This is a genomic window from Kribbella sp. NPDC020701 (genome assembly GCF_055562215.1).
In genome coordinates this window covers 116,503-136,286 of record NZ_JBVHFT010000016.1, presented here as the reverse complement: position 1 = coordinate 136,286, position 19,784 = coordinate 116,503, and the positions used below count along the sequence as shown (strand labels likewise).

Below are 19,784 nucleotides of genomic sequence, written 5' to 3'. Positions count from 1 at the left end.
GCGCGTGAGTACGCCCAACCCGCGCCGGCCGATCATGCCGGGCAACAAGCTGTTCGAGTCGCTGCCCGGTGCTGCCGACCCCGCCACCGTCACCGAGGTCGCGCACCGGACCGCCGAACTGCTCGTGCGTGGTGTCCGTAACTCCGAGGACGCCGAGGTGCATGCGCGGGTGGTCAAGCTGGCCGACGACTACGGCCTGGACGAGCTCGCCGAGCTGTGGTCCGACGCGCCGGCCGACTCGTTGCCGGGCTCGTTGTGGCGGCTGTACCTGCTGCGCTCCTGGGTGCACACCAACGCCGAAGAGGTCTCCCGCGAGTTCGCGGCCGGTCGCAAGTACGCGGAGGTGCACGCGGTGGTCGCGGGGGTCGCCGAGCCGCCGGGGCCGGCCGAGGTGCGGGACATGGTCGACGCCGTACTGCGGGGTGTCGCGACCGGGGACTTCGCCACGACTCTGGACCGGGCGGCCGCGTTCGCGCGGATCGTGGCGACCGGCCGGGCACACCTCGCCGACGACGGTCACGACCGGGTGCTGTCGGCCTCGAAGCTCGTCGAAACGGCCGATCAGTTGCAGGCGGCGGCCCGCTCCGAACGCGCCGGGCAACTCTGGTAGTTGCGCGCTTCCAATTCGGATGCTATGGCGTCTTACTGCCCGAGATCCCTACAGGACAAGGGGTTTGGGCACCGGTTACACTGTTCGAGGTGTCGGGCCGGTGCAAGCCCCGGGTCCCAAAATTAGCCGCTACGAGCGGCCACGCGCCGTGAGGCGCTTCCCGGTCCGGCACCACTTGAACCAAGTGAAGAACACCCCCGGTCGCCCAGGCCGGGGGTGTTCTTCGGTTTCTAGCTGATTCCGTAGAAACGGGTCAGGGTCTGCGTGACGGACTTGCCGTTGGTGTCGGTCAGTTCGACCTTCAGGGTGACGAAGTCGGTTGCCTTGGTATTGTTGACCAGGGCCACAGCTTTGGTGCCGAGGTTGACCACCGGGACCTGGGTCCAGCTGGTGCCGTCGTCGTACGACGTCCAGACGTTGGCCGACGTGAACCGGCCGGGTTTGTACCACTGGCCTGACTCAGCTGTGATGGTGATCGGGTAGAGCGGTACTCGCGGTGCGCGGTCGTTCAGGTCGACGGCGAGGTCATAGTCGGGGAAGAGCAGCGGCAACGGCTTGCCCGCGTCGGCGGCCGAGCTGTTCCACGTCCAGCGAGTCTCGACGTTCGACGGCGACTCCCACTTGTAGTCGCCGCGCTGCCACCGGTTCAGCTTGTAGACCAGCTCGAGATTGGTTACCGCGGCCGGCACGTCCCACACCCCCTGGCCGTAGTACCCGTACTCCCCCAGCGACACCCCGTCCGCGAGCAGTTCTGTCCCGCCCAGGTCGAGGAATCCTTGCCGCGAGAAGTGTCCCGGCTCGGCGTCCGCCCAACTGGCGAAGTTGCTCCAGACCGTGTTCCCCGCCCGCGCGGCCGGCACGAACTTCAGCCCGGTCGTCTGGTCGGTCACCAACCCCGGCCGCAGCCCCGCCTTGAACCAGCTCTCGCTGTGCCTACTCCCCGGTTCGTACGCCGTCGCCGTCGACGTCATCAGCGTCGCGAACGGCCAGGCCATCGCGTCCGCATGCCCGACCATCTGCGACACCTTCGTGTCCTGGTCGGCCGTGACCAGGTGCTGCACTCGCGTCGGCCCCGCCACTGTCCCCCGGTCCCCGGTCGGGATCAGGTTGAGGCTCCACGGCCGCCACACGTCGACGTACTCGGAGTAGTTGTAGGCCTTCCCCGGCGTGTAGTACGTCGCATCGATCGTCGCCAGGTCGCGATCGCGGACCCGATGGGTCGGTTTGCCCCTCACCTGCTGCTCGTGCGTGAAGGCCAGGCTGTACAGGTACGGCGACTTCGCACCGGCCGGCGATCCGAACTGCCACCCCTCGACCACTTCGAAGATCCCGCGGCGAGCCTTCGGCGTCGTGCCGAGGTAGATCGATTTCACCCCCGTGCCGTAGCTGCGGCTCGACGAGAGGATCCAGTTGTCGACAATCCGACCATAGGTCAGGCTGCCGCCCTTCGGTGCGCTCGGACGCTGGGTGATCACCCTCGCCTGGGCCGCCGTGCGGGCGTCGTACGTGATCGTGGTGTTCTTCGTCAGCGTGATCTCCGGATCGCCGAGGAACGCGTACGAGTCGACGAATCCGTCGGCGCCGTCGTGCGCGATCGACGCCGCCAGCGAGTACGTGCCCGCGCGCAGGTGCAGCGTGCGGTCCGCACCCTCGAAGCCGACACGCTGCGCCGCGATGCTGTCGAGGTCGAACACGTCCAGGCTGGAGATCGACGAGGCGGCCTTGCCGTCGCGGTCGATCAGCTTGAAGGTCACGTCGACGTACTGCGGCTCGAGGTAGAAGCCGAGCGGGGTCACAGTTGTGCGCCCGTTGCCAGTAGCAACCACGCGCGCGCTCACCGCGCCGTACAGGCCGTAGTCCAGGGCGGCGGACGGGTCGACGGTCACCGGTAGGTCCGCGGTGCCACCGGCCGGGATGGTCAGTGAGGTAGCACCGAGGCTGAGGAGTGACGTCGGCAACGGCTTCCCGTTGTTGCCGCGGGCATCGGTGGCGAAGGTCAGCGTGACCGGTTGCGTCCCGCTGTTGTGATAGGTCAGCTGCCTGGTGATCTTGTCCGACGACGTGTGCGGCCAGGCGAACGTTCCGAGGTCGATCGTGCCCGGCCCGGTCACCTGCTGCGTGATCGCCTGCGCGACGTCGAGCTCGCCGGCGCCCTGCTCGTAGATCCCGACCGTGCTCGCCGAGCGCACCGAGTTCTGCAGGGTCGCCTTCAGCTGCTGACCGTTCCAGTCCGGGTGCTGCTGCTTCAGGATCGCGGCCGCGCCGGCCACATGCGGCGTCGCCATCGAGGTACCGCTCATGTCGATGTACGCCGAGTCGCCGCGCCCGCCCGCCCGTGCCGCGGTGATGTCCACACCGGGCGCTGCGATGTCGGGCTTGACCGCGTGGTTGGCCATCACCGGACCGCGACTCGAGAAGTCGGCGGTCGTCTGGGTCAGGTCGGTCGCCGCCACGGTCAGTGCCGACGCCGCACACCCCGGGCTGGTGATCGCCTCGGCCGGTCCGCCGAGGTTGCCAGCGGCAACGACGACCAGGACACCGGACTCCTTGCTGATCCGGTCGACCGCCGCGGCCATCGGGTCGGTGCAGTCGACGGGTTCCGACGTACCGATGCTCATGCTGATCACGTCGGCGCCCTCGGCAACGGCCCATTCCATCCCGGCGATGATCCAGGAGAGGTCACCGCTGCCGTAGTCGTTCAGGACCTTGCCGGACAGCAGTTGCGCACCCGGGGCGACGCCCTTGTTGCGACCGTTCGACGCGACACCGCGCCCGGCCACGGTCGAGGACGTGTGCGTGCCGTGACCGTCGTGGTCGGCGACGTCGGGGCTGTCGGTGAAGTTCTGCTGGGCCCTGACCGCGCCAACCAGGTCCGGGTGCTCCGCATCGACACCCGAGTCGAGGACGGCGACCGTCGTACCGGTGCCGTCGTACCCGGCCTGCCAGGCCTGCGGCGCGCCGACGTACGGGACGCTCTGGTCGAGGGTCTTGTGCACCTTCGCGTCGAGCCAGAGCTTCTGGACGTCAGGACCGCCAGAGAGCGATAGCCAGGTTTCCCGGGCGCGTTCTTTGTCCGTCCGCAGCGCGGTAGCTCCGACGGAGGACAGCGTTCGGGTGCGGGTGGATCCGGTGGGAACCGCTTGCTGTGCGGCGCGGGCAGTCGGTTTGTACGTCGCGATGACGGGGATCTGGTCGGTGGACGCGTCGTCGTACCCCTGCCGGATCAGACCGCTCACGTTGAACAGCGCCTGGTCCACCTTGCCGCTGTTGACCAGGCGGGCGACGCTGTCGGGGACGACGTACAGGTCTTTGCCGACCGTACGAGTCTCATAGCCGCCATGGGCGGCGTCGGCGGGGACGAACCGCACACTGCTGCGTCCAGAGCCGGCTGGGGTGACCTGGACCTTGTCACCCGTGAGGAGCGTGACGACCTTCGCACTGTCCACCTGCACCGGCAGAGTGGGCTGAGCGGTGGACACCGGCGGCGCTGCGGTGGCGGGAACGGCGCTGCCTGCGACAAGAGCAGTCAGAGCCACGCCGATCAAAGCTTGACGGGCCAGATGCATGGGGAGAACCACCTTCGGGACGGTTGACGGGTAGTCCATCGCAAAACCGCCAGCGAAGGAGCCGTCGGTCCTGGCAAGATTGCGACAATTCGCCTACCCGCCAGGGCCGGGCCGCCACATCGCCGACTGCTGGGAGGCATGGTGCTCGACGTGCTCGGACTGGATGACTCCGAAGAACTCGCGTACCGCGCCCTCGTCGAGGTGCCGTCGTACGACGCCACCGAGCTCGCGACCCGGATCGGCTGCCACCCGGTCGAGGCCGCGCGCTCCCTGATCGCCCTGGAGACGCTCGGCCTGGCCGCTCGGTCCAGCGGCGGCACCGATCGGTACGTCGCCTCGCCGCCATCGGTCGCGCTTGAGGCACTGGCCGTGCAACGCGAGGAGGAGCTGCGGCGGGCGCAACGCGAGATCGAGTCTCTGGCCGAGGTTTACCGGGGTACCGACACCGAGCGTTCGGTCAGTGATGTCGTGGATGTGGTCCGCGGCGCGAAGGCAGTTGGGCAGCGGTTCGCGCAGCTGCAGATGTCGGCGCGCGAGGAGGTGCTCGGGTTCGTCCGGGCCGAGATCGCGGTGGTGCCGCCGGAGGAGAACAAGGAGGAGGACGCCGCGGTCACGCGGGGAGTGCGCTACCGCGTGGTGATCGAGCGCAGTGCCTTCGACCGGCCCGGGTTCTTCGCCGCCGCATCCGACTCGCTGCAGGCCGGTGAAGAGGTCCGGGTGGTGCAGGAACTTCCGATGCGGTTACTCATCGTGGACCGCCGGATCGCCCTGGTACCGCTGCTGTCCGGATCCGGCGGCAGCATCGGTGCACTGATCGTGCACAGCAGCGGCATGCTCGACGCCCTGCTCGCCCTGTTCGACCGGGTCTGGCGTGACGGACTCCCCCTCGTCCTGGGCGCCAACGGCATGGCCGAGGGCCCGACTGACGGATTGCCGGAACTCGACGCCCGCATCCTCGGCCTGCTGCTGGCCGGGCTCACGGACCAGGCTGTCGCCAACCAGCTCAATCTCTCCATGCGCACCGTCCAGCGCCGGGTCCGCGCCCTGATGGACGTGGTGTCCGCCGACACCCGCCTGCAGCTGGGCTTTCACGCCGCCCGCCGCGGCTGGATCTGACGCTGTCAGGGTTGATCCGGGGGAAACCCCCTATCGATCCGTTGCGAACGCGGGCAGACTCGATGGAAGTCGTTGACCGGTCTGCCGGGGGGTGGGCCGCTGATCAGCCAGGGAGGGCGATCGGCCATGGAGGGGACAGTTGCTGGTGTCATCGAGGTCGTGGACGCGACGGACGTCGTTCGCGTCTACGGCGAGGGGGACACCGCGGTCCGGGCGCTGCGCGGTGTGAGCGTGCAGATCGAGCCCGGCCAGCTCACCGCGGTGATGGGACCGTCCGGGTCGGGCAAGTCGACGCTGATGCACATCCTGGCCGGTCTGGACCGTCCGACGTCGGGCTCGGTGAAGATCGACGGTATCGAGATCACGACGCTCGGTGACGACGCGCTGACCAAGCTGCGCCGCCGGCACATCGGCTTCATCTTCCAATTCTTCAACCTGCTGCCGATGCTCACCGCCCGCGACAACATCCTGCTGCCGCTCACGATCGCCGGGGTGAAGCCGGACCAGGGGTTCGTCGACGGCCTGGTCGAACGGGTCGGTCTGGCCGACCGCCTCGAGCACCGGCCGGCCGAGCTGTCCGGCGGCCAGCAACAGCGTGTGGCGATCGCGCGCGCCCTGGTGTCGCGACCGACCGTGGTGTTCGCCGACGAGCCGACCGGCAACCTCGACTCCCGGACCAGCGGCGAGATCCTCACACTGATGCGGTCGTCGGTCGAGGAGTACGGCCAGACCACGGTGATGGTGACGCACGACGCCAAGGCTGCCGCGATGGCCGACCGGGTGCTGTACCTGGCCGACGGCGAGATCGTGAAGGAGACCGGCCGGTCCAACCAGCACGAGATCCTGCAGATCATCGACACGCTGGACCTCCAGTGATCCGGTTCGCGTTACAGGGCCTGCTGGCCCGCAAGCTCCGTACGGCGCTGACCGCGATCGGCGTCGTCCTCGGGGTCGCGCTGATCTCGGGGACGTACGTCCTGACGGACTCGATCACGTCCGCGTTCGACTCGATCTTCACCGAGAACTACAAGAACACCGACGCCGCGATCACCGGGAAGACCGCGTTCGATGCGGCCGAGGACGGGACCGTCACGGCGCCACCGTTCTCGGCGGACCTCTTGCAGAAGGTTCGTGACCTGCCCGAGGTCGGCGCGGCGGGCGGGGCGGTCGGCGGCGAGGCGCAACTCATCGGCAACGACGGCAAGGCGATCGTCTTCGGCGGCGCGCCGAACCTCGGGTTCAGCGTCGATCCCGAGGTCCCGCAGTTCAACTCGCTCGCGCTGGTCTCGGGATCCTGGCCGACCCCCGGCGAGGTGGTCATCGACACCCAAACAGCCGAGAAGAAGGGATTCAAGGCCGGCGACGAGATCGGCGTCCAGGCGCGCGGTGCGGAGGAGCGGATGCGGATCTCCGGGCTGGTCGAGTTCGGTGCGGTGTCGTCGATCGGCGGAGCGACGCTGGCAGGGTTCGATCTGGACACCGCGCAGAAGCTGCTCGACAAACCCGGCAAGCTCGACCAGATCCTGATCGCCGCCAAGGGCGGCACCAGCGACCAGCAACTCGTGGACGCGGTACAGCGCATCCTCCCCGAAGGAACCCAGGTCCGGACCGCCGAGGCGCAGGCCGCCGAGGACGCCGCCGGCACGACGGAGTTCCTGAACTTCCTGCAGACGTTCCTGCTCGTGTTCGGCGCGATCGCCTTGTTCGTCGGCTCGTTCGTGATCGCGAACTCGTTGTCGATCACGATCGCCCAGCGCACCCGCGAGTTCGCCACCCTGCGGACTCTCGGCGCGTCCCGCCGGCAGATCCTCGGCTCGGTCGTGCTGGAGGCACTGGTCACCGGTCTTGTCTCCGCCGTGATCGGTCTGTTCCTTGGGCTCGCCATCGCGACAGGCCTGTTCAAGCTGTTCGACGCGATCGGCTTCACGCTGCCCAACAACGGGCTGGTGTTCGAGACCCGGACCATCATCGTCGCGCTGGTGGTCGGCGTGGTGGTGACGGTCCTGGCCAGCCTGCGACCGGCGTGGCGGGCGACGCGGGTGCCGCCGATCGCGGCGGTCCGCGAAGGCGCGACGCTCGCGCCCGGACGGTTGCATCGCTACCGTCCGCTGGGGGCCGCGCTGCTGGCCGCCGCCGGAGTCGCGTTGGTGCTGGTCGGCCTGTTCGTCAACGGGTTGAAGACGAGCACGCTGCTGGCGATGCTCGGCGCCGGGGTGCTGCTGCTGTTCCTCGGGATCGCCGCGTTCTCCGCGCGACTCGTCCGTCCGCTCGCGGCCGTGTCGGATCCGATCGCGCGGTGGGCGGTCGTCGTACTGACGGCACTGATCTGGCCGATCATTCTGGTTCCCTTCTGGGCGATCCGGCGTCTGTTCGGACGGCATCCCGAGTTCCCCCGCGTACTCCCCGACGGGCCGGCCGTCACGATCGGTGGCCAGAACAGCCGGCGCGATCCCCATCGGACGGCGTCCACCGCGGCGGCACTGATGATCGGGCTGGCCCTGGTCACCCTGGTCGCCACGCTGGGGGCCGGCCTGATCAAGCCGTTCGAGGACGCGGTCGACCGGATCTCCAGCTCCGACTACGCGATCACCGCGCAGAACAACTTCAGCCCGTTGCCGCCGACGGCGGCCGCCGCGGTAGCCCAGGTGCCGGCGGTCGGGGAAGTGACCAGTGTCCGCGGTGGACAGGCCAGCGCGTTCGACAAGACCATCTCGATCACCGCCATCGACCAGACCGCGTCCCAGCTGCTCAACTTCGACTGGCAAGCCGGCTCGCAGGCGTCATTGTCCGAGCTGGATCCGGACGGCGCGATCGTGGACGCCGACTACGCCAAGGAGCACTCGCTCAGCCTGGGATCGCCCATCACCCTGACGATGGTGACCGGCAAGATGCTCCCGTTCCAGGTGCGCGGGATCTTCAAGCCGCCCGCGGGCGGATCGCCGTTCGGGAACGTGACGATCGCGACGAGCACGTTCGACTCCGCGACGCCCCAACCGCAGAACATCTACACCTTCCTGAACATGCAGGGCGGGGTGACCCCCGAGAACACCGCCACGCTGAACGCTGCCCTGAGTTCGTTCCCGAACGCCAAGGCGGTGACCATCGAACAGTTCAAGGACGCCCAGACCGACAGCATCAAGAGCTTGCTGAACGTGCTGTATGTCCTGCTGGCGCTGTCGGTGCTGGTCAGCCTGTTCGGCATCGTGAACACCCTGGTGCTGACCGTCTTCGAGCGGACCCGTGAGCTCGGAATGCTGCGCGCGATCGGTCTGACCAGAGGACAAGTGCGGAAGATGATCCGGCAGGAGAGCGTGATCACCGCTCTGATCGGCGCGGTGATCGGAATCGTCCTCGGCCTCCTGCTCGCCTCCCTCCTGGCCGCACGGCTCGACGAGATCTCCTTCACCATCCCTGTCTCCCAGCTGATCATCTTCGCCGTCGTCTCGGTGGTCGTCGGCATCTTCGCCGCAATCTGGCCAGCCCGCCGCGCCGCCAAGCTGAACCCACTCGAAGCCCTGCAGTACGAGTAGTTGTACGCAGGCTCGATAATCCCGGGCGGTGCTAGCTTCGCTGGCTGTGAAGCGAATCGCCGCCCTCGCTGTCGTACTTGTGCTCACTGGTTGTTCGACCGTCGAGTCGAAGGACATCCGGACCAGTGGGATCACCGCCAACCTCGTCGTCACGCTGCCCGAAGGGACCGACGCCGCGGACGTGAGTGCGTCGCTGCGGGTCGGCACGCTCACCTTCGTGGAGCTCGGCGACGGTGAGGAGATCAGCGCGTCGGGTGGCGGGAAGGACGCCGTACTGCGGCATCACCGGGCTGCCGGGGTCACCAGTTACAGCAACCGGCTCGACGGTGTGGTCGCGGCGGGAACTGAGATCACGTTCAGCCTCAAGCGCGGCGGTGACGACGACTCGGCCCCCACGTCGACGGTGCGCCTGCCCGAGCGGGTCCGGCTGGTCGCGCCCGCAGCCGGTACGTCGTACTCGCGCCGACGGGACATCGCCGTACGGTTCGAAAGTCAGCCGTCGCAGCTGCCGTCGGTGCTCACGTGGGCCGGCGAGTGTGTGCAGGAAGGCAGCCTCGACCTCGAACCCGGCCGTACGTGGGCCACCATCGCGGCCGGCTCGATCAAGCAGGTGACCACGACTCCGACACCGGGCCAGGACATCTCCCGGTGTCAGGTCCGGCTCACGCTGACCCGCCGTACCGAGGGCAAGCTCGATTCCGCCTTCAAGGACGGCTCGGTGACCGCGGAATCGGAGTCGGCCCGGGAGATCAGCTCCGTTCCGTAGCCGGGCGGCGACACGCGGCGGTCACCCGTTGGCCTTGAGTCGGCTACCTTCACGAGGACATAGGTATCCCTGGGCCAGCCAGCCTCAGGGGCGTCCGCCCATACCCTCCGGAAGGAACCCCTCATGCGACGCCTTCCGCGCGCGCTACTTCCGTTTGCCTTCATCGCGGGTCTGCTGCTCCCAGCAGGCCCCGCTGCCGCCAGCCGTGGCGACTTCGACGTCCAGGCCCACCGCGGTGGTCTCGGACTCACCGTGGAGAGCACGATCGCGTCGTTCTCGCACGGCCTCGAGCTCGGCGTCAGCACACTGGAGCTCGACGTCCAGATCACCCAGGACGGGTACGCCGTCGTGACGCACGACCGCAAGGTCACCGGCAGCAAGTGCCGCGACACCGCGCCGTACACCCCGAACGACCCCGAGTACCCGTACGTCGGCAAGTTCATCAACACGCTGACCCTCAAGCAGGTCAAGCAGCTGGACTGCGGTTCGCTGCCGCAGGCCGGATTCCCCGGCCAGCAGCCCGACCCGGGCGCCCGGATGCCGGAGTTGCGCGACATCTTCTCGCTGGTGCATCGCTACCAGGCGTACGGCGTGAAGCTGAACATCGAGACCAAGGTCGAAGCCGGTGCGCCGTCGGAGACCGCGCCACGCGAGCAGTTCGTCCAGGTGGTCGCCCAGGAGATCCGCAAGGCGCGGATCGCCCGCCAGGTGACCATCCAGAGCTTCGACTGGGGTTCGCTGATGCGGATGCACCAGGTCGCGCCGGAACTGCCGCTGGTCGCTTTGACGAACTACGACTTCCTGCAGGTCGGCCAGCCCGGCAAGTCGCCGTGGCTGGGCGGGATCGACATCGACGACTTCGGCGGCGATCTGGTCAAGGCGACCAAGTCGTTCGGTGCCTCCGCGATCTCACCGGTGCACGGCTTCCCGCAGGACGGGAAGGTGACGGATCCGGCGTACAAGCCCTATGTCACCGAGGACATGGTGAAGTCGGCGCACAAGGCCGGAATGAAGGTGGTCCCGTGGACGGTCGACGACCCGGCGACGATGCAGTCGCTGATCGACAAGGGTGTCGACGGGCTCATCACCGACTATCCGGACCGGCTGCGTTCCGTCGTACGGGACAACGGGTTCAAGCTCCCGAAGGCGTACGACGCTCCCGCCGTACGAGCGCTGCCCTCGGCGCACGCGCACAACGACTACGACCACCGGCGACCGCTGCAGGACGCACTGGACCGTGGCTTCAACAGCGTCGAGGCGGACGTCTGGCTGGTGGACGGTGAGCTGCGGGTCGCGCACGATCTGGACGCGGTCCAGCCAGGGCGCACACTGGAGAGCCTCTACCTGAAACCGCTGGCGGACCGGGTCCGTGAGAACCACGGGCAGGTCTACAAGCACGGTCGGGACTTCCAGCTGCTCATCGACATCAAGAGCGACGGACCATCGACGTACGCCGCTATCGACAAGGCACTGGAGGAGTACCGCGGCATCAGCACGGTGTTCGTCAACGGACGTGTGCTCAAGGGCGCGGTGACGTCGGTGATCAGCGGCAACCGGCCGCTCGACGTACTGAAGGCGCAGGAGATCCGGTACGCCGGGTACGACGGCCGGCTCAGCGACCTGCAGTCCGGGATGCCGGCGTCGCTGATGCCACTGGTGAGCGACAACTGGACGAATGTCTTCACCTGGAACGGTCTCGGCCCGATGCCGGAGGCCGAGCGGACCAAGCTGCACGACATCGTGGCTTCCGCCCACCACTCCGGCTACCGAGTCCGCTTCTGGGCGACGCCGGACACTCCGGGCGCGGCCCGGGAGGCGTTGTGGAGTGAGCTAGCCGCAGCGGGTGTCGACTACCTGAATACTGACGACCTGCACGGTCTGGAGGACTTCCTCCGCAGCTAAGGCGTCACTTCCGTGAGGGCGAGGACATCCCTGCCCTCACGGAAGGCCTTGCGTTGTTTGACCGCGCCGTTCCCGTCCACCAGTGCGCGTTGGATGCCATCGTTCACCAGTTCCACCGCGTCGAGCTCCTGAAGCGCCGGCTCGACATGCCGGCGCAGTCGCTCGATGACCTGGGCCATGGGCAGTGGTTCGCCGCTCCGCGCATCCAACCCACCACCGGTGACGCCATCACGCGCCGCCAGCCAGTGGGCGGCCCGTAGTACCTCCGGCTCGAGCTTCGGGCCTCGGCCGCCGTCGTCCAGCGCAGTCATCACGAGCGCACGGATCAGCGTGGCCAGCAGCACGGTCTCGTCAATGGTGCGCGGCACGTCGCTGACTCGGACCTCGACCGTCGGCAGATGTGTGGACGGCCGGACGTCCCAATAGACCATCCGTTCGTCGATCAACGTGCCTGCCGCCATGTGCATCGCCACCAGCGCGTCGAAGTGCTCGAACGACTCCAGGTACGGCGGCGGGCCGGCACACGGCCAGCGCGTCGTCATCAACCAGCGCCAGCTCGCGAAGCCGGTGTCCTGTTGCCGATAGATCGGTGAGTTCGCGGTCAGTGCGAGGAGTGCCGGCAGCCACGGCCGCAGGTGGTTGCTGACCTTGGTACCTGCCTCTTTGTCCGGCACGTCCACATGCACATGACAACCGCAGACACACTGCTCGCGCGCCAGCAACCCCCACTGCTCGGCCAGCTCCTGGTAGCGGGGCTTCTTCGTGATCGGCTGCGCCGCCTCACCGTGCGGAAGGACGCCGATCGCGAGCAGCCGGGCGCCCTGCTCCGCGGCGGCCTTGGCGAGCTTGGACCGCATCTCCGCCAAGTGCACACGCAACTCGGTCGACGTGTCACAGACCGGAGTGTTGATCTCGACCATGGCTCGCGTCAGCTCGAGCTCCACGTCCTGCAGGTCCGCCACGACCGCCTTGCTGCGCGGGAGCGGTTGGCCGGTGGCGGACACCAGCAACAGCTCTTCCTCGACTCCGAACGAAGGATGCCTCACCCTCGGCCGGTACCCGCTGACAAACCGGCGGCGGCTAGGCTCTGCGGCGTGAGTCTGCCGATCGTCACCGCGACCCGCTACGTGCTGCCGTTGCGGGAGGGCGGCTCGTTACCTGGTGTTGTCGAAGGCAACGATCTCGGCACCTACGTGATCAAGTTCCACGGCGCCGGACAGGGCCCGAAAGCGCTGGTCGCCGAGGTGATCGTGGGCGAACTGTTCCGCCGCCTCGGCCTGCGGGTGCCCGAGCTCAAGCTGATCCAGCTCGATCCGGCGATCGGCAAGTCCGAGCCGGACTTCGAGATCCAGGAACTGCTGATCCGCAGCGCCGGCCTGAACCTGGCAGTCGACTTCCTGCCCGGCTCCTTCGGGTACGACGGCTCGGCCGGCAACCCCGGCGACGACGCCATGGCCCGGATCCTCTGGCTGGACGCGCTCGTCGCCAACGTCGACCGGTCCTGGCGGAACACGAACCTGCTGGTCTGGCACAAGAACCTCTGGCTGATCGACCACGGAGCCGCGTTGTACTTCCACCATTCCTGGATGTCCGCGGAGAAGTTCGCCGGCCTCCCGTACGACGCCTCGGACCACGTGTTCTCCGTCGCCACACCCGGCGTACGCGCGGTGGACGAGGAGCTGGCCGCGGCGATCACACCGGCGCTGCTGACCGAGGTGATCGGGCTCGTGCCGGAGGAGTGGATCGAGGACGGGGACAGAGAGCGCTATCTCGGCCATCTGACCGCACGACTGGCAGACCGGTCGGCCTGGCTGCCGGGAGGACGGCGATGAGTTCGGACCTGGTGCCCTTCGACTACGTGATCCTGCGCGCGGCGCCGCGGATCCAGCGTGGTGAGTTCGTCAACGTGGGTGCGGTGCTGTACTGCCGGGCCATGGACTTCCTCGGCGCGGCCTGGGACGTGGAGCCGTCACGGCTGAAGGCACTCGACCCCGCGGTGGACGTGGACGTCGTCTGCGCGTCGCTGGAGCAGATCCGGGCCATCTGCGCCGGTGACCCGAACGGTGGACCGGCTGCGGCCACCCGGATCGGTGAGCGCTTCCGTTGGCTCGCTGCGCCTCGCAGCACCGTCGTACACCCCGGACCGATCCACAGCGGGCTCACCAACGACCCCGCCGCGGATCTGGACCGGTTGCTCGACGCCTTCGTCCGCTAGGCCAGCGCGGCCGACACGACGTCGCGAGCCTGCTCGAAGACCTGCTTGAGGTGGTCGGCGCCCTTGAAGGACTCGCCATAGATCTTGTAGAGGTCCTCCGTGCCGGAAGGGCGCGCCGCGAACCACGCCGACTCCGTGGTGACCTTCAGCCCGCCGATCGCCGCGCCGTTGCCCGGCGCACTCGTCAGCCGGTCCACGATCGGCTCACCGGCCAACTCGGTCGCGGTGACCGCATCCGCGGACAGGGCCGACAGTTTGGCCTTCTGCTCACGCGTGGCCGGCGCGTCCACCCGTGAGTACGCCGATGCGCCGAACCGCTCGACGAGCTTGGCGTGCGCCTGTGACGGCGTCTCACCGGTCACCGCGGTGATTTCACTGGCCAGCAACGCCAGCAGGATGCCGTCCTTGTCCGTCGTCCACACCGAGCCGTCGAAGCGCAGGAAGCTCGCCCCGGCCGACTCTTCGCCACCGAAGCCGACCGAGCCGTCGATCAGCCCCGGCACGAACCACTTGAAGCCGACCGGGACCTCCCACAGCCGCCGGCCCAGGTCGGCCACCACGCGGTCGATCAGGGACGACGACACCAGCGTCTTGCCGACGGCGACGTCCGGCCCCCACTGGCGGTTGGCGAACAGGTAGGAGATGGCGACGGCGAGGTAGTGGTTCGGGTTCATCAGGCCGGCGTCCGGGGTGACGATGCCATGGCGGTCCGCGTCCGCGTCGTTGCCGGTGGCCACGTCGTACCGGTCCCGCTGCGCGACCAGCGAAGCCATCGCGTACGGCGAGGAGCAGTCCATCCGGATCTTGCCGTCGTGATCCAGCGTCATGAACGACCAGGCCGGGTCGATCCTCGGGTTCACCACGGTCAGGTCAAGGCGGTGCCGCTCGGCGATGGCGGCCCAGTAGTCCACGCTCGCACCGCCCAGCGGGTCCGCGCCGATGTGCACGCCGGCCGTCCGGATCGCGTCCAGGTTCAGTACGGCGGGGAGGTCGTCGACGTAGTGGCCGACGAAGTCGTACTCCCCCGCGTGCTGACGGGCCTGCTCGAACGGCTTCCGCCGTACCTCGCGGTTGCCGCCGGCGATCAGCTCGTTCGCCCGGGCCGCGATCCAGCCGGTCGCGTCGGAGTCGGCCGGGCCGCCATGCGGCGGGTTGTACTTGATACCGCCGTCGCGCGGCGGGTTGTGCGACGGTGTGATGACGATGCCGTCCGCACCGGCGCCGGCACCGCGGTTGAGCCGCAGGATGGCGTGGGACACCGCAGGGGTCGGCGTGAGCCGGTCAGCGCTGTCCACCAGCGTCTGTACGTCGTTGCCCGCCAGCACCTCGAGCACCGTGCGCCAGGCCGGCTCGGAGAGACCATGGCTGTCCCGGCCGACCAGAAGTGGGCCGGTGGTCCCTTCACCGGCCCGGTACTCGCAGATGGCCTGGGTGATGGCCAGGATATGCGCCTCGTTGAAGGCACCGTCCAGGCTCGAGCCGCGGTGGCCCGACGTACCGAAGACCACCTTCTGGGCTGGGTTCTGCACATCCGGGGTGATGTCGTCGTACGCCTTGAGCAGCGCGTCGACGTCGACGAGGTCCTCGGGCTGTGCGGGCTGGCCTGCGCGTGGGTGCATGACCTCATGCAACAAGCCCGCGCCCCAGATCACAACTCCCGGGACGGGTGTCTCAGCTCTCGTACGGCGTGAGCAGCTGTTCGACCGGTGCGTAGTCGTCGGTCAGGATCGGCGCGTCGCCGACGAAGTCGGTCGGCTGGTCCCGGACCTCCATCTTCGGCTCCAGCCGTGAGCCGATCGCCGCGACGTCGATCGGCCGGTCCGACCCGACCAGCACGAAGTTGCCGCCGGTCTGCCCGGAGAACTCGTCCTTGCGCGCGATCACCGCGACGTACTCGAATTCCGCCTGAACGGTCTTGATCTCGGCCTTGGCGAACAGAGCATTGCCATGGTCGATCACGTTGACCAGGTAGACACCGTCCGGCCGCAGTACCCGGCTGATGTCGGCGATCAGCTCCCGAGTGGTGAGGTGCCAGGGCACCGACAGCCCGCTGAAGGCGTCCATGATGATCAGATCCCGGCTGTCCGTCGCTTCCGCCCGCACTCCGAGCCGCCCGTCCCGGACCGTCACCGCGAGGTCCGGACCGGTCTGCACCCCGAGCTCCCGCTTGTCCAGCTCGACCACCGCCGGGTCGATCTCGTACACCTGGTTCTTGGTCCCCGGCCGGGTCGCGGTCAGGTAGCGCGGCATGGTGAGACCGCCACCGCCGACGTGCAGCGCGTCCAGCCGCCGTTCGTCGGCCCAGCTGCTGTTGATCGCGGCCGCGAAGCTCTTGATGTACTCGAACTCCAGATAGGTCGGGTCCTTCAGGTCGACGTACGAATGCCGGAGCTCGTCCAGGTACAGCGTCCGTCCGCTCTCCCGATTCGGGTCCACGCCGACACGAGCACAGTGGTACGCCGTCTCCACCTCACAGGGCCGTGGTGCGACCAGAGTGAGCGTCGCGCCGACCAGTGCGAGGGCCACCGGCTTCACGGCGGCCTGTATACCTCGCAGTACGACGGTGAGCGCGGCTCCGGTCACCGCGAGTACAGCGCCGAGCGTGAGCACGATCGTGCTGATCGGGGCGGTCGCGACGAAGAGGAACCCGGTCAGTACGGTGCCGACGATCCCGCCGACCGTGGCATAGGCGGACAGCCGGCCGACCACGGTGCCGGTCTCGGCCAGCGTGGACAGGCGCAGCTTGGTCACCATCGGTGTGACGGCGGCCAGCAGTGACGCGGGTGCGAACAGGGTCAGCGCGAGTACGGCGAACACCAGGTCGTTGGCACTTCCTCTGACCGCATCACCGGTCCAGCGGACGACGGGGAGGATCAGCAGCACCAGTGCGCCGGCGGACAGGATCAGCGGGCCCAGTGTGCGAGTCGGCGGGATCATGTCCGCGAACCGCCCGCCTAGTGCGGCCCCGGTCGCGATCGCGGCCAGTGCGACCCCGATGACGGCGGTGTTCGTCTCCAGCGTCAGTCCGATGTACGGCGCGACCAGCCGCAACGACACGAGTTCCAGCACCATCACAGCGGCCGAACTGCCGAACGCCAGCGCGATCGCCAGCTTCTGGCCCACTGGCCCATCCTCACCCTTGCTCACCGCGTCACCCTACCGGTGCAATGAGACGGTGACCGATGCGAAGACCAGCGCCGACCTGTACCGCGCAAGCCGGGAGCGAGTGACCACTGCGGTGCGTGATCTCACCCCGGCCGAGCTCGACCAGCAAGTGCCCGCTTGCCCGCAGTGGAGCGTGCACAACCTCGTGTCGCATCTGACCGGCGTCGCGGCGGACTTCGTGGCGGGCAACCTCGCCGGCGCCCCACGACCGCCGTGGACCGCGGTTCAGGTGGAGACCCGGCGCAATCTGCCGATCGCAACCGTCCTGGATGAGTGGGCCGTTGTCGGACCGAAGCTGGAGGAGTTGGTCGTGAGCGGCACGACGTCGCATCCGCTCGTTTGCAGCCCGTGGGTGGACACCGGGACGCATGAGGCCGATCTGCATGGTGCGATCGGCAGTGGCAGGCCTCCGACGGAGGTATGGCTCGCCGTCCTCGACTGGATGCTCGACGAGCCGGGGCCGTTGACGGTAGTCACTCCGGACGGCACGTACTCGGCCGGTTCCGACGGTCCGGACGCTGTCGTGCGGACATCGTCGTACAAGCTCTTCCGGGCGATCTTCGGACGGCGCAGTGCTCGGCAGATCCAGGAGTGGGAGTGGGAGACGCCTGAGCATGCCGTCAACTGGAGTCTGGATCTCGCTCGGCTGCCTCAGACCTCGGTGCCGTTGGCCGACTGATCCAGGCGGGCGATCAGCGTCTTGGGTGCGATCTGGCGGAACGCGCTCTCGACCAGGTCCTCGAAGTGCTCCCAGTCGACCTCGACATCCAGGTAGACGCCGAGCCAGCCGCGATGACCGACGTACGGCGGCCGGAAGAAGTGCTCGGGGTCCTCCTCGACCAGTGACTCCTGCACGCCGGGTGGCGCCGCCATCCACACCGCGACCCGGTCGTCGTGGTGCTGGTCGGCGTACATGACGAACGTCTTCTTGTCCCGCACGAACCAGGTCGGCTCGCCGTGACTCGGTCGTTCGGTCGCCTCGGGCATTGCCAGGCACAGGCTGCGCACACGCTCCAGGACATCCATTTGCCTAGTGTCCCTTTGTTCAGTGTCCCTTTGTTCAGCGTCGCGGCCTTGGGATGACAACGCCTGCTTCATAGGCGTAGACCACGGCCTGGGCGCGGTCGCGGAGGTCCAGCTTGGTCAGGATGTTGCTGACATGCGTCTTCACCGTCTGCTCCGCGAGGACGAGCTCCGCCGCGATCTGCCGGTTGGACAGTCCCCGTGCGACCAACCGCAGTACGTCGGTCTCGCGCGGCGTGAGGTGCACCGGCGCGATCGGTACGACGGGTTGCGCCCGGGCGAAGTCCTCGACCAGGCGGCGCGTCACCGAGGGCGCGAGCAGTGCGTCGCCGGCCGCGACGATCCGCACCGCCGCGGCGAGCTCGTCGGGGGTTGAGTGCTTGAGGAGGAAGCCGCTCGCGCCCGCGCGGAGTGCGGCGTACACGTAGTCGTCGAGGTCGAAGGTAGTGAGCATGATGACGCGCGGCGAGTCGCCGGCCGCCGCGGCTTCCAGGATGCGGCGGGTCGCGGCCAGGCCGTCCAGCACCGGCATGCGCACGTCCATCAGGATCACGTCCGGGTGCAGCGCGGCCGCCAGTACGACCGCTTCGGCGCCGTCGCCGGCCTGGCCGACCACCTCGAGATCGGCCTGCGCGTCCAGCAGTGCACTGAACCCGGCGCGGACCATCTCCTGGTCGTCAACCACCAACACGCTGATCGTCACTCGCCACCTCCTCCCCGACCGGTATCGACACCGCCACCAGATAACCGCCTTCCGGGGTCGGACCCGCGTCCACGGTGCCCTCCACGAGCGCCACCCGCTCCCGCATCCCCACCAACCCATGTCCGCTGCCTTCGCGGTCCGGTACTGCTTCCCGCGCCCTCCCATTGGTTACGCTCACCTCAAGCGCGTCGCCGACCTGCCGAACGTCCACCCTCACCACAGATCCCGGCGCATGCCGGACGGCGTTGCTCAACGCCTCCTGCACGACCCGGTACGCCGTCAGCTCGACGGCGGGATCGAGTCCGGTCGGTTCGTTGGAGGTCAGCCGCACATCGGCTCCAGCTCGACGCGTGCTTTTCACCAACTCCGCCAGCTGCTCCAGCCCTGGCTGCGGTCCCAGCGTCGGTTTCTCCACGGGCTCCCGCAACAACCGCAACACCTGGCGCATCTCCGTCAGCGAAGCCCGCGCCGCCTCGGCGATCTCGGCGAACTCCGCGCGTACGTCGTCCTGCACGTCAGCCAACCGGTGCGGCGCACTGTCCGCCCGGACCACCACGACCGACAGGTGGTGCGCGACGACATCGTGCAGTTCGCGGGCGATCCTGGCTCGCTCCTGCAACCTCGCCCGTTCGGCGCGTTCGCTCTTGCTGATGTTCTCCTGCTCGACCAGCCGGCGGCGCGTCTCGCCCCGCGTCCGCAGCAGGTCGCCGACCACGATGGCGATCGCGGACATCACCGCCGAGGTGACCAGCCCTGGCCAGCTGCCGCGGTCCGGCGCGAGCGCCGTGGCAACAACGCCGACGATCTGCGTGCCGACCCACCAGGCCATGAGCTCTCGGCGTCCGAGGCCCCGCACGGCGGCGACCGCGAGTACGAACGCGTGGCCGAAAGCCGCGGTAGTCCCCCACGGCCATGGTTCGCTCGTGCTGATCGGCGTCGTCACCGCGGCCGTGATCGCCGTGGTCGCGAGCGAGACGATCACCGCGATCCGCGGCCGCAGCCAGGCCAGGCACAGCCCGAGTGCTCGGGCCATCGCCAGCGCGAGTACGGCGCCGAGCGAGACGCGGTAGTGCTGACTCAGATCCATGACCGTCAGCACCAGCAACGCCGCGACCCCGAGCCCGGCAACCCACGCCCACCGCCCGCGCGGCCACCCGATCTGCTCCTCCCTCACGGTTGGACCCTAGA

General features: G+C 68.4%; 16 protein-coding genes. 9 read left to right on the top strand and 7 right to left on the bottom strand.

Annotated elements, in window-relative coordinates:
* The first annotated feature begins 4 nt into the window (after positions 1-4).
* Positions 5-610, top strand: a complete 606-nt coding sequence (locus ACZ3HV_RS32895; RefSeq protein WP_360369889.1) for a hypothetical protein — start codon at positions 5-7, stop codon at positions 608-610.
* 230 nt (positions 611-840) lie between these two features.
* On the opposite strand, the gene ACZ3HV_RS32890 is transcribed toward ACZ3HV_RS32895, so the two are convergent.
* Positions 841-4,176 (bottom strand): S8 family serine peptidase, encoded by a 3,336-nt coding sequence (locus ACZ3HV_RS32890; RefSeq protein ID WP_465690041.1) that lies wholly within the window; start codon positions 4,174-4,176, stop codon positions 841-843.
* 138 nt (positions 4,177-4,314) lie between these two features.
* Between ACZ3HV_RS32890 and ACZ3HV_RS32885 the strand changes: the two genes are divergently transcribed.
* From ACZ3HV_RS32885 to ACZ3HV_RS32865, 5 genes are all read left to right on the top strand, one after another.
* Complete coding sequence (locus ACZ3HV_RS32885) at positions 4,315-5,292, top strand: helix-turn-helix domain-containing protein (protein ID WP_465690039.1); 978 nt, start codon at positions 4,315-4,317, stop codon at positions 5,290-5,292.
* Between the two features lie 126 nt (positions 5,293-5,418).
* Positions 5,419-6,168 carry an ABC transporter ATP-binding protein gene (locus ACZ3HV_RS32880; RefSeq protein WP_465690037.1) on the top strand — a complete coding sequence of 250 codons (750 nt, stop codon included), beginning with the start codon at positions 5,419-5,421 and terminating at the stop codon, positions 6,166-6,168.
* Positions 6,165-8,822: an ABC transporter permease gene (locus tag ACZ3HV_RS32875; RefSeq protein ID WP_465690035.1), complete on the top strand. Its 2,658-nt coding sequence runs from the start codon at positions 6,165-6,167 to the stop codon at positions 8,820-8,822. The genes ACZ3HV_RS32880 and ACZ3HV_RS32875 overlap by 4 nt, the downstream gene beginning before the upstream one ends.
* Positions 8,823-8,868: 46 nt before the next feature.
* Complete coding sequence (locus ACZ3HV_RS32870; protein WP_465690033.1) at positions 8,869-9,588, top strand: hypothetical protein; 720 nt, start codon at positions 8,869-8,871, stop codon at positions 9,586-9,588.
* Between the two features lie 123 nt (positions 9,589-9,711).
* Positions 9,712-11,490: a glycerophosphodiester phosphodiesterase family protein gene (locus ACZ3HV_RS32865; protein WP_465690031.1), complete on the top strand. Its 1,779-nt coding sequence runs from the start codon at positions 9,712-9,714 to the stop codon at positions 11,488-11,490.
* On the opposite strand, the gene ACZ3HV_RS32860 is transcribed toward ACZ3HV_RS32865, so the two are convergent.
* Positions 11,487-12,536 carry a carboxylate-amine ligase gene (locus tag ACZ3HV_RS32860; RefSeq protein ID WP_465690029.1) on the bottom strand — a complete coding sequence of 350 codons (1,050 nt, stop codon included), beginning with the start codon at positions 12,534-12,536 and terminating at the stop codon, positions 11,487-11,489. The two genes, ACZ3HV_RS32865 and ACZ3HV_RS32860, sit on opposite strands and share 4 nt — an antisense overlap.
* A gap of 48 nt (positions 12,537-12,584) precedes the next feature.
* Here ACZ3HV_RS32860 and ACZ3HV_RS32855 point away from each other — a divergent pair, with 48 nt between their 5' ends.
* Both ACZ3HV_RS32855 and ACZ3HV_RS32850 read left to right on the top strand, forming a co-directional pair.
* Positions 12,585-13,322 carry a HipA family kinase gene (locus ACZ3HV_RS32855; RefSeq protein WP_465690028.1) on the top strand — a complete coding sequence of 246 codons (738 nt, stop codon included), beginning with the start codon at positions 12,585-12,587 and terminating at the stop codon, positions 13,320-13,322.
* Complete coding sequence (locus ACZ3HV_RS32850; protein WP_360369862.1) at positions 13,319-13,705, top strand: DUF3037 domain-containing protein; 387 nt, start codon at positions 13,319-13,321, stop codon at positions 13,703-13,705. The genes ACZ3HV_RS32855 and ACZ3HV_RS32850 overlap by 4 nt, the downstream gene beginning before the upstream one ends.
* On the opposite strand, the gene pgm is transcribed toward ACZ3HV_RS32850, so the two are convergent.
* Both pgm and ACZ3HV_RS32840 read right to left on the bottom strand, forming a co-directional pair.
* The gene (gene pgm, locus ACZ3HV_RS32845; protein WP_465690025.1) at positions 13,702-15,324 is read right to left on the bottom strand and encodes a phosphoglucomutase (alpha-D-glucose-1,6-bisphosphate-dependent); all 1,623 of its coding nucleotides are present in this window, start codon (positions 15,322-15,324) and stop codon (positions 13,702-13,704) included. The two genes, ACZ3HV_RS32850 and pgm, sit on opposite strands and share 4 nt — an antisense overlap.
* Before the next feature lie 52 nt (positions 15,325-15,376).
* A complete protein-coding gene (locus tag ACZ3HV_RS32840; RefSeq protein ID WP_465690024.1) occupies positions 15,377-16,852 on the bottom strand; it encodes a fused MFS/spermidine synthase in 1,476 nt (491 codons plus the stop codon).
* A gap of 28 nt (positions 16,853-16,880) precedes the next feature.
* Between ACZ3HV_RS32840 and ACZ3HV_RS32835 the strand changes: the two genes are divergently transcribed.
* Positions 16,881-17,549, top strand: a complete 669-nt coding sequence (locus ACZ3HV_RS32835; RefSeq protein ID WP_465690022.1) for a maleylpyruvate isomerase N-terminal domain-containing protein — start codon at positions 16,881-16,883, stop codon at positions 17,547-17,549.
* On the opposite strand, the gene ACZ3HV_RS32830 is transcribed toward ACZ3HV_RS32835, so the two are convergent.
* The 3 genes from ACZ3HV_RS32830 to ACZ3HV_RS32820 are packed head-to-tail and all read right to left on the bottom strand — an operon-like array spanning position 17,522 to position 19,770.
* Positions 17,522-17,896 (bottom strand): MmcQ/YjbR family DNA-binding protein, encoded by a 375-nt coding sequence (locus tag ACZ3HV_RS32830; protein ID WP_465690020.1) that lies wholly within the window; start codon positions 17,894-17,896, stop codon positions 17,522-17,524. The genes ACZ3HV_RS32835 and ACZ3HV_RS32830 overlap by 28 nt on opposite strands.
* 34 nt (positions 17,897-17,930) lie before the next feature.
* Entirely contained in the window at positions 17,931-18,596 is a 666-nt protein-coding gene (locus ACZ3HV_RS32825) for a response regulator (protein ID WP_465690018.1), read from the bottom strand.
* On the bottom strand, positions 18,571-19,770 hold the full coding sequence (locus ACZ3HV_RS32820) for a sensor histidine kinase (protein ID WP_465690016.1): 1,200 nt from the start codon (positions 19,768-19,770) through the stop codon (positions 18,571-18,573). Before ACZ3HV_RS32820 ends, ACZ3HV_RS32825 begins: the two co-directional genes overlap by 26 nt.
* Positions 19,771-19,784 lie beyond the last annotated feature (14 nt).

Excerpts from the sequence above, each read along its gene's own strand:
- ACZ3HV_RS32890 (WP_465690041.1), bottom strand. The coding sequence starts at position 4,176 with ATGCATCTGGCCCGTCAAGCTTTGATCGGCGTGGCTCTGACTGCTCTT.
- ACZ3HV_RS32885 (WP_465690039.1), top strand. The coding sequence starts at position 4,315 with ATGGTGCTCGACGTGCTCGGACTGGATGACTCCGAAGAACTCGCGTAC.
- ACZ3HV_RS32880 (WP_465690037.1), top strand. The coding sequence starts at position 5,419 with ATGGAGGGGACAGTTGCTGGTGTCATCGAGGTCGTGGACGCGACGGAC.
- ACZ3HV_RS32865 (WP_465690031.1), top strand. The coding sequence starts at position 9,712 with ATGCGACGCCTTCCGCGCGCGCTACTTCCGTTTGCCTTCATCGCGGGT.
- ACZ3HV_RS32850 (WP_360369862.1), top strand. The coding sequence starts at position 13,319 with ATGAGTTCGGACCTGGTGCCCTTCGACTACGTGATCCTGCGCGCGGCG.
- pgm (WP_465690025.1), bottom strand. The coding sequence starts at position 15,324 with ATGCACCCACGCGCAGGCCAGCCCGCACAGCCCGAGGACCTCGTCGAC.
- ACZ3HV_RS32830 (WP_465690020.1), bottom strand. The coding sequence starts at position 17,896 with ATGGATGTCCTGGAGCGTGTGCGCAGCCTGTGCCTGGCAATGCCCGAG.